A 13,549-nucleotide genomic window follows, 5' to 3' on the forward strand; every position below is an offset into this window, starting at 1 on the left:
TGTTCTTCAAACCAATGGTCGAAGGTCTAGCTTTTGGCGCTTACAAATTTATGTCCTTTTGCAGCATTTCCAAACATTTCCCAAAAAAAAGCAGACAAAGGCCCTAAAAAAGGCCATTTTAGTACTGTTTCGGGGCCTCCGCAGCAAAGCTGCGGCGCTGCGTTTCAGGGCTCGCAGGTCTGCTCGGCCCTTCGCCAGCAAGCTGGCTCGGTCTGGCCTAGCGGCCACCCTTTCACATCGCTAGGCCAGTTGGCCTTCGGCCAAGGCGGCTGCGCCGCCAAAAGGACCCGTCTAAAATAGCAACAGCCAGTCAGAAATCTGACTGGCTGTTGTTGGCCTACTAGGACTCGAACCTAGAATGACAGAACCAAAATCTGCTGTGTTACCAATTACACCATAGGCCAATAAAATCTTTGCTACGTAAAGGAGCCAAACTCTCGTTTGAAAGTTGTTGGCCCACTAGGACTCGAACCTAGAATGACAGAACCAAAATCTGCTGTGTTACCAATTACACCATGGGCCAATTCCGTAGCGGCACAAATATAAGAAGGAAAATTAAACCTCCAAAACTTTTTACATTTTTTCTAGTAAAATTTGTCGTTTTCCTTCTTCTTGGACCAAGATCCGCAAATGCAGCGCATTTTCGGGCAACAAAGGTAACAAAATTTCTGGCCACTCCACAAAGAAATAATGCTCATCTTCTAGATAGTCCTCAATGCCAATTTCAAGGGCTTCTTCTAGGTTTTCTAGGCGGTAGAGGTCCGCATGCCGGACCAACAAAGGGCTATCCCTTAAGCCATACTCATTGATGAGGCTATAGCTAGGGCTACTGCTTTCTTCTTGGCCGCCTAGGGCCCTCACTAAATAATGGACCAAAGTGGTTTTTCCCGCCCCCATAGGCGCATCTAAAAAAACTTTGCGGTAAGTTTGCAGCGGTCCAGCAACTAGCTCTTGGGCCAGCGCCGCCAATTCGGCCAAATTATTTACCGTATAATCTGTTTGCATAATGAATCTAATTTCTGCAAAGTTAGTCCAACTTAGCCTTGAAGCCAAAAAAATTGCGCTTCCCCTCTCCTTCTTTAGTCTTCTTTTTTTAGGCGCCTGCAAAAGTAGCAGCCCCCTCGCCTACTTACAAGCAGCCCCAACAAAGCAAATGCAAATTGATGGACAAAGTGAGGATTGGCCCAAAGGACTACAACGCCTAAGCGAAAGAATCAATATTCAATATGCAGCCAAAGAAGATGAGCAGTTTCTCTACCTATATATACGTATAGATGAGGCCAGCTACCAAAACTATATTTTGGCCAATGGTGCCCAAATCTGGATCGATAGCCTGGGCAAAGACAAAAAGAGCCTCGGCCTTAATTATCCCCTCCCCCTGGCCACTAACCGCCTAGAAGAATTGGCCCAAAAGGCTGGAGCAGATGAAGCTAAATTTTTAACCCTCTATACTCAGGAATTACAAGAGTTTGAACTGCTCAATTTTGTCTCAGAAAATATTCGCGTGAGCAATTTGGCCTCTAAAGATTTTAAAACAGCCGCCCATTTTGATGAAGGCAAACGCCTTTGCCTAGAATTTCAACTCCCTAAAAATCGCTTTGGCCTGAAAAAGAAAAGTAGTACTGCCTTTTCTTTTGGCTTTTTTGTCCGTGAAACGCCAAGTTCCCCCTTCGATCAAGCAGAACAGGCCGGAGGCAGCCTCTTTGATGAACAAGACCCCCAAAATGGAGTAACCAGCAGTAACCCCATGCTAGGCGGCAGCAGCCAACAAATGGGCAGCCAAGGCATGTCTATGCCTACAAAAAATAATTTGCCCAAAGTTTGGATTCGCCTAGGCCAACAGCCCTAAAGCAAAAGCTTATTTAAATGTTTATTCAATTTTAGTGACAAAAGATTTCATCCAACTACTTTAGTCGAAAAATAGAGTCGCTTCTATTTTTCTATTTCCTTAACACTTTTACAGGGGCTAAAAAAAGCCACCCCCCACAAAAATCACTGCAAATCAGCAATAAACATATAAAATAACTACAAGCCAAACCTATAGGTAAAACACCTAAAAAAGGAATTATAGGCCTTTTCCCGAAGTTAAAACAATCATAATACCCCATATTTGTAACACAACAAATAGTTACTGCTAAAGCAGAAAACTATTTGGGGTAAATAATGGGGATTTTTATAAGCATCAAACTTGGGGGAGTTTGATGCTTTTGTTTGGTCCATTTTGCGGTGGACAGGCGGCGAAGCCGCCGCAGGCTGAGGGATGGAAAAGGGTGGCCCGAAGGGCCAGACCCAGCAAAAATGCGAAGCATTTTTTGCGCAGGGCCGAGCGAGTAGCGAGCCCTGACACAGCCCGACCCGACCAAAGGGCGGGGCAGCCCCAAAATATCCTATTCTGGAATAGGATGATCTAGCATCTTGAAAGTAAAGAATTCGAGCATTTTAACGACTGCATCCAGCTGGCCTTTTTCTACAGAAACATCGGTAATAGAGGGGAAATGCTCGGCAAAATAGATATGATCGCTAGCCATTTCAATTAGGGTAGAAGCTAGCGTATTGGGGTAGGGAAAATCGGGTTTTACAGCCTGAATGGCATCGGCAATGACCTTAGAAAGGGTTTTGTAGTTGAGAAAAAGCCCCTCCTTATTTTCATGATCGACCTCTTTGGTGTGGTAGGCCTTGATGCCCTCGGCCACGACAATGCGATGTAGGCGGTTTTCGTCTACATATTCTACAGCAGGGTTGGTTTGTGAAGAAGTGACCAAAGTGGTCAAGATTATTTTTAATCGCTTGGCGGGACAATCGATATTCATGCTATTATAATCAATTTGGAACATGGTCCACTCCCAATACCAACAGACCAAATAGAGCAGCAATTTGTGCTTATTTTCAAAATAGCGATAAACAGAAGCCTCCGTTGATTGAATTTTGCTTGCCAGTTTTTTGAAGGTAAACTTCTCAAAACCGAGTTCCTCAATCAGGATAATGGCGTACTCAATGATTTTTCGGCCCAATTTGGTTTGCTGGGGGTCTCGTAGGTAAAGGTTCTCGTTGAGTTGAATATGAATAGCAACCATGAAAGTGATTGTTAAGCGGTGGTTGATGAGCTGTTGGCAGCGCAAAGATAGACTTTAAAAAAGAAAAAACCCTTTTGCAACTACGCAAAAGGGCCTTATCCAAATCGCTAAGGGAAAATTAGTCGGCTTCTAGCTCTAGCGGTTGTATCTGCTTGAGCTCTGCCAAGCTCTCCCCTTCCCTATCGAGGCCAAACCATTCCCAACGAATTTCTTTGAATTTGGCATAGGCCTTAAAATCCTCAAAAATATCAAGAATATCGGGATCAATATGAGCGGTTCGGCTAGCGTCAATAAGCAAATGACTTTGAGCAGGAACCTTTGATAGGTATTCCTTTAATGCACTTTTATTCAAAAAAGAAAGATCTTCTGATAGCTGAAGATGAATCCTATCGCCCTCCTTAATTTCCGTAAAAGGCAAACGATAATTATTGCGTAAAATATAGAAAATAGCCACAGCCATCCCGATCGTAATCCCGACTAACAAATCGCTAAGCAAAATGGCGACAATCGTAACCACAAAAGGAATAAATTGCTTATACCCCTGCCTCCACATCTGTTTAAAGACGGTTGGATTAGCCAATTTGTAGCCCACCATAACCAAAATGGCCGCTAAACTGGCCAAGGGGATGAGGTTGAGCAAAAAAGGAATTGTCAAAACGGCCAAAAGCAAAAAGACCCCATGCAAAAAAGCCGCTGTCTTAGAACGTCCCCCTGACTGAATATTGGCCGAAGAGCGCACAATCACCTGAGTAACAGGCAAACCACCCAACAAACCCGCTGCAATATTTCCCATTCCCTGGGCCTTGAGCTCTTGGTTGAGGTTGGTGGTCCGTTTATGCGGATCCAATTTATCGGTAGCTTCTGCACAAAGCAGAGACTCCATACTCCCCACAATCGCCAACGTTATGGCCGTACTATAAACGGCTGGATTAAAGAGCTCTGCAAAGTTTGGAAACTTCATTTCATTAGAAAAGGCTGCCCAAGAATCAAAAATAGGCAAACTCACCAAATGCTCTGGGGCAATTTCCAGTTGTGGAATCCCCTTAAAGCCCAAATTCAGCAAAATGCCAGAAATAACCGCCACCAAAGGCCCCTGAATCCACAAGGCCCAAGGCTGCTTTTTAATCAGGTCCTGCTGCCAAATAATAAGAATGGTAAAAGCCACCAAAGCCGCTACCGCTGGCCCCCAATTGACATTCAAGCCCTCAAAAACATCTGTAAATGCCTTAAAAATTTCACTAAAAGTCGTCTCCCCATCTGGCTGCTGATAGGCCATCTCCCCCTCTGGGTCCTTGTCATCGCCCAAAGCATGCGGAATCTGCTTGAGGATGATAATCAAACCAATGCCCGACAACATCCCCTTAATGACCGAAGATGGAAAAAAATACCCAATGCTTCCCGCCTTCAAAAAACCGAGCAAAAGCTGAAAGATACCCGAAATCACTACCGCCAACAAAAAGGTTTCAAAACTACCCAATTGCTCAATAGCCGCAATGACAATGGCCACCAATCCAGCCGCTGGACCACTGACCCCCAAAGAGGAATTTGAAAAAAGCGTGACCACCGTGCCCCCCACTATGCCCGCAATAATGCCCGACAAAAGAGAGGTGCCCGAAGCTAAAGCAATACCCAAACAAAGCGGTACCGCAACCAAAAAAACGACGATAGCCGCAGGCAAATCGTTGCTTAAATACTTAAATGACAGAGGAGACTTCATAGCTATAATTGTATGTTTAGACAATTAGATGATAGTAAAGCTATCAAGTACAAAGGTAATTAACTTATTCTAGTTAGTTTCACTTTATTTTATCTTTTTCTCTTCTTTTTTGGGGCTGCCCCTCCCGCCGAGTTGAAACCGATCGCAAAGCGGTATCGCTTTGCGAAGCGATACAAAATGAGGGTGGAAACCCTCATGAGTTATTGGTCGGGTCGGGCTGTGTCAGGGCTCGCTGCTCGCTCGGCCCTGCGCAAAAAATGCTTTGCATTTTTGCTGGGTCTGGCCCTTTGGGCCACCCTTTTCCATCCCTCAGCCGTTTGGCCTTCGGCCATTTTGAGACTGTTTGAAATTTTTTGTGCCCTTTTCTGTGCCTAGGGACAAGCCCCTAGGCGATTATTGGCTGAATCCTGCTTTTTACATAGCCAGTTATGTTTTTTACATAGCTAGTTAGCTCCCAGACATAACTTTTGCCCTTTTTGATTTTGTTACATTATTTCCATTTTTAACAGATCGATAATATATAGACATAAAAAAAGGCCCAAAACCTAGGTTTTGGGCCTTTTGCGGGGCATATTTTATTTGAGGTTAAAGCTGCCCATAAAATCTTGGATTTCTTCAGCTTTAACGGCTTGAGGTTGGCGGTTAACGATAAGGAGCTGATAGACCTTATTTTCTTTGCGGTAGAGGTCATAGACAGCGGCGGCATCGAAGCCCATAAGGGTATATCGTTTAGAATTTTTGCCCCAGGGGCCTTCTTCTCTTTGGACACTCATGGGTTGGAGGCGCATAGCGGCGCCCAGCAAGAGAATTTCGAAAAGGCTATCGGGGGCTAGGGCGAGTTGAGTTTCGCCTAACTTCATGCAGGCGGCTTGATACTCCCAGATAGAGTCTGGACTTTTGTAGAAATAGGCTTCTACTCCATTTTGTTCTAGGCTATCGAAGGGGGCGGGAAATTGGAGGCTATACTGGCCAAATTCGGAATGGGCCATTGTTTTTTGTTGGCAGGCGTAGAGGCTAAGGAGCAGGCAGAGGAGGCTAAGAATTCGCATAATTGATTTTGGGCCAAAAATAAGCTTTTTTTGGGAGGATTGGAGGCGGCGCAGCCGCCTTGGCCGCAGGCCAGTTGGCCCAGCGCTGCGGAGGGGTGGCCCGAAGGGCCAGACCAAAGCCGCCGCAGGCGGCTGCAGGGCCGAACAGCCCTGTGAGCCCCGCAGCATAGCGGCGGCCGCCCCTCATAAAAGGGCGGCCGCGGGCTCCTAAAAAATACTTTGATTAGTTAGGCGGAGAGCAGCACGGAGGGCATTGAGCATATTTCCGTGAGTTTGAATTTCTTGGATATCGAGACCAATATCGACAATAGTTTGGGCTACATTTCCGGAAATGCCAGAGAGCATAGCTTGGCAGCCCATGAGTTTGGCGGCTTTGCTCATTTTGATCAGGGCATTGGCCACCTCGCTATCCATCACGGCGATGCCTCGGATATCGAGAATAAAGACCTTAGCATTTTTCTCGGCGATAGCTTCCAGCATAGCGTTAAGGACTTGTCGGGCTCGTTCGCTATCGAGGAAACCGACCAGAGGCAGGAGCAGGATACCTTCCCAGAGGGGGGTAATGGGGGTAGACATAGCCGAGAGGGTTTCCTCTTTTTCTTGGAGGAGTTCTTCTTGGGCTTTACTGTAGCCATCGGTCAGGGTGGAGATAGCGATTCCGGTCAGTTTTCGATAAGTTTTGAGCAGACTAAGCGTAAGCAGGCCTTCTCTTTCGAATAGGTCTTGGACCTCTTGGTGGTAATAATTTTGGAAAGCTAAATAGGCATCGAAGGGGATGCCTACACTGGCGAAGACTTGGCCAAAAAACCGTTGGCGTTCGATATATTCGTCATCGGCTTGGCCAGCGAGCAGATCGTCCCAGAAAATATCTTCGCTATCTCGGATGGCTTGCAGGACATCCTCTGTATAATACTGTTGGAAGAAGGGGTGATTTTCTAGCCAGCTGTAGAAGCGCGAGTAGAGTTCATCTTTTTGATCATAAATTTTTTGGCCGGCTTGGGCAAGTTCTGCTAGGTCTTCATCGGTGAGAAAAAAGAGGGCTTGGTAATAGGGCCAATTTTTAGTGTTAGGATCAATCATCTGTACTTAATAGTTTTGGATATGCAGGAGGACGAGGGTTTGGTTGAGTAGCATGTAGCCCACTTCGCCAAAGGTAAAGGGGCCTTCATAATCGCCTACTTTCTGGCCATCTAGCTTAAAGTTTAGGTAATTTACGATACAGTTACAGGCAGTAACGGCATTAGTAATAGGCATTTCGTTAAGAAAGGCTTCTGGGCTATAATCAACTTTTTTGGCTAGATAATACAGTTGATCGGCCGAAACGGGGGCATAAAAATAGACAGCCTCCTCCTCTATGCGTTGGATAGTGGTATTGATTAGTGCGCCAGAGTAATCGGCGATTAGGGGAAGGCTACCATCTATGCCATTGGCTTTGCAGTAGCTAGGAAAATCTTGTTTTTCGCCATTGATCAGGGCTTCGGAGGCGGAAAAGTCAGTTTTTAGAAACTGGATTTTATCGCCTTGGCCTTCTTCGTAGGGGTTATAAATTTCGATTTCGGCATATTGGGTATCGGCCAGTTCGACATGCATTAAGACTGCTTTATTCGTTAACTTTTGGGCTGTTGGGCCATAATAAGTTGCTGGCAAATGAGTTTCAGGAGCCTCTAGTTGTCGGCCTGTGATCCAGCCTAGAATGGGTTGATCATAGAGTGTTTCATATTGGCCAATTTCTAGGGCATAAGCTTTATGGACTTCAGAGAAAGCGGGCAATGCGATATAGCTAAAGCCATTTTGGGGGCGGTCGGCTAGTAACTGTTCGAGTTCTTGGGCCGAATAGCTTTTAATTTGGGCAGAAACGGCTAGCTGTGTTAGTTTAGTAACAAATAGTCGATTCAGTTCTTTTTTGGCCCCTTCTTTACTCATAAAGTAGGGGGTACTCCCGCCCAGCCATTGGCCTGCGGGCAGTTGGTCGAGTAATTTTTGGCTAGCGGCGATTAGCAGTAGTTCGCCAGCTTTAATTAGCGCTTGCGTCTCTTCTAGAGTAAGTAATTCGTTTTGAAGCTTAGCCATATCGTTAGAAATTATAGGGTTATAAAATGAACTCACAAAAAAGGAGGTCTAAAATGAGTTTTACAAAACGCTAAAATTCTTCAAAATCAGGAGGTTAGTTTAAAACTCATTTACTTATTCTGAATGTGCAAGAGGACGAGGGTTTGGTTGAGTAAAATATAAGCAATTTCTCCGAAGGTAAAGGGGCCGCCGTAGTTTCCGATTTGTTCTCCTTCTAATTGAAAATTAGAATAAATAGAAATACAGTTAAAGGCCGTAATTGCTTCTTCTTTGGGCATAGCCTTTAGAAAAGCTTGGGGGCTGTAGTGAATATCTTTGGCCCAATGATAAACTTGGTCGCGAGATACTGGGCCATAGAAATGGACTCTATCTTCGTCAATGCGTTCAATATCAATATTAATTAGGGCACCAGAGTAATTGGCGACAACGGGTAGTTGGCCTTTAATCTTCTTTGCTCGGCAGTAGTGGGCAAAGTTTTGTTTTTCGTTATTGATTAGGACCTCGCCGGCGGAGAAATCATCTTCTAGAAACTGGATGCTATCGCCATTGGCTTGTTCGTAGGGATTATAGATTTCGATTTCGGCATATTGGGTTTCGGGCAATTCGATATGCATGAGTACTGCCTTATTAGCGAGGCAAGTTGCTGTTGGTCCATGATAGACTGCGGGGAACTGGTCATCCTGTTCACTAGCGTCCAAATCTTTTCCAGTTATCCATCCGAGGATAGGTGAATCGTAGAGGGTTTCGTATTGATTTATTTCTACGGCATAGGCTTTATGAACCTCAGAAAAAACGGGTAGTGCGATATAGCTAAAGCCATTTTTGGGGCGGTCGGCTAAGAGTTCTTCAAACTCTTGAGTGGAATAACTTTTAATGCTGGCAGAGGCTGCCACTTGAGTGAGGTTACTAACAAAAAGGCGGTTAAGATCTTTTTTGGCCCCTTCTCCACTCATAAAGTAGGGAATGGTTCCGCCCAACCATTGGCCTGCGGGTAATTGGTCCAATAAATCTTGGTTGCCAGCAATTAAAAGTAAATCCCCTTGCTCAATCAGTGCAGTGGTTTCCCTTAAGGTTAGGATTTGGTTATTGGGCATAAGCTATATGGTTAAGCAGTAAGTTATCGTATGGCCAACTATAGTTGTTTAATATCTAGGATGACCATTGTTTGGTTAAGGACCAGATAGGCAATTTCGCCAAAGGTGAAGGGGTAAGTATAGTCTTTTGTATAATTTTCGTTCTGGCTCAATTGTAAAAAATTGGCTACACAATTATAGGCAAGCAAAGTACTTTCTGTTTTTGGGGGTAATTTAGATCGGAAACTAGCTTGTCGGTCAGCTATATTTTTGGCAAAGCGGTAAGTTTGGCTTTGGAAGACAGGAGAAGCAAAGTTTACAGCTTGGGCTCCTTCTTCGGCCTGATAAATAGAGGTATTGAGTTCGGCTCCAGCAAAATCGCCGACTAATGGGTAGTCTAGGTCTATCTGATGGGTTTGGAGATAGCTTAAAAAGTTTTGTCTCTCGCCATCAATTAAACAATATTCAGCCTGATAACCATCTTGAAGAAACTGGATATCGGGGCCTTCATTTTGTTCATAGATATTGACAATAGACAGCTCGGCATACTTCTCGGCTGGCAAATGAGCATGTAAGGCAACCAACTGATCCAAATAAACAGTTCCATCTTGACCATTGACGACTATAGGAGCAGTGGCTTCTCCCCAAGCAACTCCTGTTACCCAGCCTAAGGTAGGCACATCAAAAAGAGAAATATTTTGGCTAATCTCTAAGGCATAAGTTGCTTGCACATCCTGAAAAGCAGGCATGAGCAGATAGCAAAACCCATTTACTGGCCGATCGGCTAACATTTGTTCTAAGTCTTCGGCTCGATAAGCTTTAATACTAAAGTTTTCTATTTCTGTTGTTAGATCTGTCACAAAAACCTGATCTCGGAGGAGAGCACCACCTTCTTCACTCATAAAGTAAGGGATGCTTCCTCCAATCCAGTTTCCCTTAGGCAACTGTTGTAAAAGAGCGGCATCTGCAGCGACAATTAAAGTTCGGCCCTCGCTAATCCATTGGGCACAACGTTCGGGGGAAATCAGTTGGTTTTTTTTCATGGGGAAGAATGGGAATTAGTGTTTAAAAATGGCTTTAAGATCGGCGGCATACATCTTTTCATTTTTGGCACAATAGGCCCAAAGCTGCTGCCTAGCGTCTTTTAAGCTTAAATTTCCTTTACGGATCTGTACCTTCAGGCTATTCAGTTTTAACTGAAGCGAGAGGCTTTTTAACTTGGGCTTGATTCGCTCTTCTAAGAGGGCAGCCCATTCTTCTTCTTGAGGATCTGCTAGCATGTTGTTAGTGATTTAGTGGTTTCTCCCTACAATTTAATAAAAAAAGGCTTCAGATGGAAGCCTTTTTTTATTCTTATTTTAACGGTTCGCATTGCGGCCGCATTTTTTCAATTGTGCTTTTAGCAAAATCATTAACTCCTTCTACAGGGCCCTCCTTGGCTTTCCAAAAGGTTGCACAAGTCTTTAATTGACTGTCACAAAGCATTTTAGATTCTAAACTTCCTGTACTATCTTGATCGTAAATCCAGAGCTCACAATGCTCAATATTATCCACATACAAGCCTTTTGCTTTGAGTTGACCATTTTGATAAAACTCTTCAAAAGGACCATTGGCCATATTTTCCACCATAAAGACCCGCTCTTTGAGGCGGCCATTGGGGTAATAGGTTTTTAAGCTGTCTGCTAAAGCATCTGCCTGATAGTGTCCTTCCTGTTTAAGCTTACCATCAGGAAAATAGTACTTTACGGGGCCTTCTAATTGCCCTTTTTCATTGTATTGAAAGCTAGCAGCTAGTTGTCCGTTGGGGTAATATTGTTTCTCCTCTCCGCGACTCAAGCCATCTTTGATTGTTTTTTCTAGGAACAAAATTTTTTTCCCATCCACTAAATTATACTCCTTGTAATAACCATCTTTTTTTTGCTTGAGTGTATCAAATTCGTACTCAATCCATAAATTTTCTTGCTGCTCCGTTTTTAGCACCTTCGTGCTTTTGCTTTTTTCTACCTCTGCGGTCTGACAGGCCAACATCAATAGCAATAGCCCTCCGAATATTAATTTTTTCATCATTATTATAGTGTTTAGTTTTTATTTTTTTTGGGCCTCCGCCTCGCTGCGCTCGTCGGCGCTACGTTGCGGGGCTCGCAGGTCTGCTCGGCCCTTCGGCGGCTTTGCCGCCTCGGTCTAGCCTGCGGCCACCCCTCCACATCGCTAGGCCAAGTGCTCAATCATGAATTCAGCTGCTTAGCAAGATAAAAATTTACCTTTTGCAAATCCCTCCTCTTTATATAGAAAAGTACAATCCCTTAAAAAGTTACGTTCTTTAAAAATCGGGGGCTTTACAAAATAGTTGTATCTTTATATAGGCCCCGTTAAATCGACTCATTCAATTCCGCAAATCCATTTCTCCCCAACCTCAAGTTACTATGAAATTTCACTTACTTCTTATTGCTTTATTTGCTTTCAGTCTCTTTTCTTGTCAATCTGGACAGCCTGGACAAATTTCCATAGAGGTGGCCCAAAAAGGGCCTTTTCCCGAAAAAGAGTTTGCAAAAATTGTCGCCTATGACTATGAGAGTATGCAAGGCGATTATATACTCAATCGAAAAGGAGAATTACATCCTTCAGTAAAGGCTCAAAAAGTGCTAAGCAAAGAGCAGGCAGCACTCTTAGTAGAGACTTTGAATAGTGAGAGTACTTATGGCGGTTCGGTAACCCGTTGTTTTTATCCTCGTTTGGGTTTTGTTTTTTATAATGGCAGTGATGAGCCAGTAGGGCAAGTGAGTGTATGTTTTCAGTGTAACCAGCAAGTAGCTGGCCCTGAGATTCCTGTACAAGAAGCGCTGCTTACGGCTGGTAAACCAGCGGGTTATAGTTCTTTAGGACGGGAAAAGCTCAGTGCGCTTTGTCAAAGTTTAGGCTTTAGTAATTGTGCTGAATAAGTGATTATGTTATATAAAAATGGCCGTTTTCCCAAGCTGGAAAACGGCCATTTTATTTTGCGTACTACAGGGTCGCCGAAGGCGAAAGACCTAACGGGCGCAGCCTGCACAGGGCCAATCGAGCAGCAAGCTGCGACAACCCGCCCCAAAAAAGAGGCTATCCCATTTTAATTTTCGGGGGTTAGCAAACCTTCTGTATTGGTTTTAATTAGTGTAACCATGGGGTTTGTGGCCAAGTTCATGGTCCCGGTCATGAGGTACCCCTTAAGTTCTCGGCGGGTAGTTCCAGGAACTAGCTCGCGGATGGGCATAACTGTTCCTGCTTGGTTTCCAGCCAATGCTTGGCTACTATTATTTACAGAAGCGCGTCCAAATTCTCGAATTTGACCATCCCATTCAGGGGTTAAATCTGCGCTAATTTTGGCCATCACTAATTCATCTCCGAAATTGGCTTCATCATATTCTTTAACTGCGCTAATCACAAAGCTGGGGTCATTTCCCACAACATCTGAGGGGACCAATGCGATACTACCAGAGAGGAGGTCTTCTGTGGCATTGCTAAATCCTCCATTTGTTTTGCCTAGGTAGCGCCGCTGAATTTCTCCGAGGTCTTCACCGATTTGCAAGAGCATAAGGTCGCCTTCATTAACCTCATTTCGTGTGGGGTCACGATTTTCGACATGGCCTAAGATAGTAATTCGAGCATTGAGAGAATCGTAGCAAGATCCACCGGCTACAACAAACATATCTTGTCCGCCAAAGCCTTCTTGGCTAACTTCACCTCCAGAAGAGGCGCGAAATCGGATGGTAAGAATTTCAGTAGTAAAATTGGGATTGGCAGGAGTACTGTTCTCTTCATCTAGAGATTGAGAAGTTCCGATAACGATATAGGCGCCATTAATGACTTCTACAGAGACAGCACGATCTTCACCGACAAATCCTCTTTTTACTCTCCAGAGTACCTGGCCTTCAGTACTGAGTCGTACAGTAAGCATATCGGTTTTATCATACTCTGCATATTCTATGTATTCTGCTTTTACATTTAAATCTGTAGTTTCTCCAACTAGAACAAAGCCGCCATAGGGTAATTCTTTAATATCGTAAACAAAATCTTTATAGGTTTCTGAAGAAGCAAGCGTATTGCCATCAAAGAGCACTTTTTCCCAAACTATATTTCCATCTAGGTCTAGCTTATACAAAACGATATAAGTTGCATCTAGTGTAGATTGGCCACCGACTGTAACGACAGTTGTTCTGTTTCCGGCTACGAGGTAGCCAGATTCGTCAGAGAGGACCAGAACGCGATGTCCTGTTTCTTCGTAGCCATTTCCTCCATCACCAAAAGTTTTGCTCCATTCTTCATTCCCTAAAGAATCAGTTTTGATTAGGTAAAAGTCATTATAGCTAGAAGCATTAACGAAAGAATTGGAAGAGCCTGCAATTATAAATCCTTTATCAGCTGTTTGTTTAACATCCTTTCCAATTTGGTCATTGACGTATCCGTAATATTTGACAAAGGCATCTCCTTGGTTGGCTGGAGAGATATTCTCCTTTTTGCAGGAGGCTAGGCCAAGCAAGAGTAGGGCTGAGGCTGCCAGTAAATAGTGTTTTAACATAGGTGTAAATT

At 44.1% G+C, this 13,549-nt stretch carries 14 protein-coding genes and 2 tRNA genes; 3 read left to right on the plus strand and 13 right to left on the minus strand.

The window, feature by feature from the left end; translation table 11 throughout:
* Positions 1-332: 332 nt before the first annotated feature.
* The 3 genes from PPO43_RS04605 to tsaE all read right to left on the minus strand — a co-directional run bounded on the left by PPO43_RS04605 (position 333) and on the right by tsaE (position 1,005).
* A tRNA-Gln gene (locus PPO43_RS04605) sits at positions 333-404 on the minus strand.
* Positions 405-451: 47 nt separating this feature from the next.
* A tRNA-Gln gene (locus PPO43_RS04610) sits at positions 452-523 on the minus strand.
* Positions 524-573: 50 nt separating this feature from the next.
* Positions 574-1,005: a tRNA (adenosine(37)-N6)-threonylcarbamoyltransferase complex ATPase subunit type 1 TsaE gene (gene tsaE, locus PPO43_RS04615; protein WP_272620638.1), complete on the minus strand. Its 432-nt coding sequence runs from the start codon at positions 1,003-1,005 to the stop codon at positions 574-576.
* Between the two features lies 1 nt (position 1,006).
* Here tsaE and PPO43_RS04620 point away from each other — a divergent pair, with 1 nt between their 5' ends.
* Complete coding sequence (locus tag PPO43_RS04620; protein WP_272620639.1) at positions 1,007-1,849, plus strand: hypothetical protein; 843 nt, start codon at positions 1,007-1,009, stop codon at positions 1,847-1,849.
* 538 nt (positions 1,850-2,387) lie between these two features.
* Here PPO43_RS04620 and PPO43_RS04625 read toward each other — a convergent pair.
* From PPO43_RS04625 to PPO43_RS04665, 9 genes are all read right to left on the minus strand, one after another.
* Positions 2,388-3,074 carry a TetR/AcrR family transcriptional regulator gene (locus PPO43_RS04625; protein ID WP_272620640.1) on the minus strand — a complete coding sequence of 229 codons (687 nt, stop codon included), beginning with the start codon at positions 3,072-3,074 and terminating at the stop codon, positions 2,388-2,390.
* Between the two features lie 118 nt (positions 3,075-3,192).
* Positions 3,193-4,791 carry a SulP family inorganic anion transporter gene (locus tag PPO43_RS04630; RefSeq protein WP_272620641.1) on the minus strand — a complete coding sequence of 533 codons (1,599 nt, stop codon included), beginning with the start codon at positions 4,789-4,791 and terminating at the stop codon, positions 3,193-3,195.
* A 575-nt stretch (positions 4,792-5,366) separates the two neighbouring features.
* On the minus strand, positions 5,367-5,840 hold the full coding sequence (locus PPO43_RS04635; RefSeq protein ID WP_272620642.1) for a hypothetical protein: 474 nt from the start codon (positions 5,838-5,840) through the stop codon (positions 5,367-5,369).
* Between the two features lie 207 nt (positions 5,841-6,047).
* Entirely contained in the window at positions 6,048-6,920 is an 873-nt protein-coding gene (locus tag PPO43_RS04640; RefSeq protein ID WP_272620643.1) for a protoglobin domain-containing protein, read from the minus strand.
* A gap of 6 nt (positions 6,921-6,926) precedes the next feature.
* Positions 6,927-7,910, minus strand: coding sequence for a DUF6976 family protein (locus tag PPO43_RS04645; RefSeq protein WP_272620644.1), 984 nt, complete (start codon positions 7,908-7,910; stop codon positions 6,927-6,929).
* Positions 7,911-8,020: 110 nt separating this feature from the next.
* Positions 8,021-9,004, minus strand: a complete 984-nt coding sequence (locus tag PPO43_RS04650) for a DUF6976 family protein (protein WP_272620645.1) — start codon at positions 9,002-9,004, stop codon at positions 8,021-8,023.
* 38 nt (positions 9,005-9,042) lie between these two features.
* Positions 9,043-10,026: a DUF6976 family protein gene (locus tag PPO43_RS04655; protein ID WP_272620646.1), complete on the minus strand. Its 984-nt coding sequence runs from the start codon at positions 10,024-10,026 to the stop codon at positions 9,043-9,045.
* A gap of 15 nt (positions 10,027-10,041) precedes the next feature.
* Entirely contained in the window at positions 10,042-10,263 is a 222-nt protein-coding gene (locus tag PPO43_RS04660; protein ID WP_272620647.1) for a hypothetical protein, read from the minus strand.
* A gap of 73 nt (positions 10,264-10,336) precedes the next feature.
* Entirely contained in the window at positions 10,337-11,050 is a 714-nt protein-coding gene (locus PPO43_RS04665) for a toxin-antitoxin system YwqK family antitoxin (protein WP_272620648.1), read from the minus strand.
* Between the two features lie 356 nt (positions 11,051-11,406).
* Between PPO43_RS04665 and PPO43_RS04670 the strand changes: the two genes are divergently transcribed.
* Complete coding sequence (locus PPO43_RS04670; protein WP_272620649.1) at positions 11,407-11,922, plus strand: hypothetical protein; 516 nt, start codon at positions 11,407-11,409, stop codon at positions 11,920-11,922.
* A 6-nt stretch (positions 11,923-11,928) separates the two neighbouring features.
* Positions 11,929-12,093, plus strand: coding sequence for a hypothetical protein (locus PPO43_RS04675; RefSeq protein ID WP_272620650.1), 165 nt, complete (start codon positions 11,929-11,931; stop codon positions 12,091-12,093).
* Here the strand turns inward: PPO43_RS04675 and PPO43_RS04680 are convergent.
* Positions 12,090-13,538: a hypothetical protein gene (locus tag PPO43_RS04680; RefSeq protein ID WP_272620651.1), complete on the minus strand. Its 1,449-nt coding sequence runs from the start codon at positions 13,536-13,538 to the stop codon at positions 12,090-12,092. The genes PPO43_RS04675 and PPO43_RS04680 overlap by 4 nt on opposite strands.
* Positions 13,539-13,549: the final 11 nt, after the last annotated feature.

The organism is Saprospira sp. CCB-QB6 (genome assembly GCF_028464065.1).
GTDB lineage: Bacteria > Bacteroidota > Bacteroidia > Chitinophagales > Saprospiraceae > Saprospira.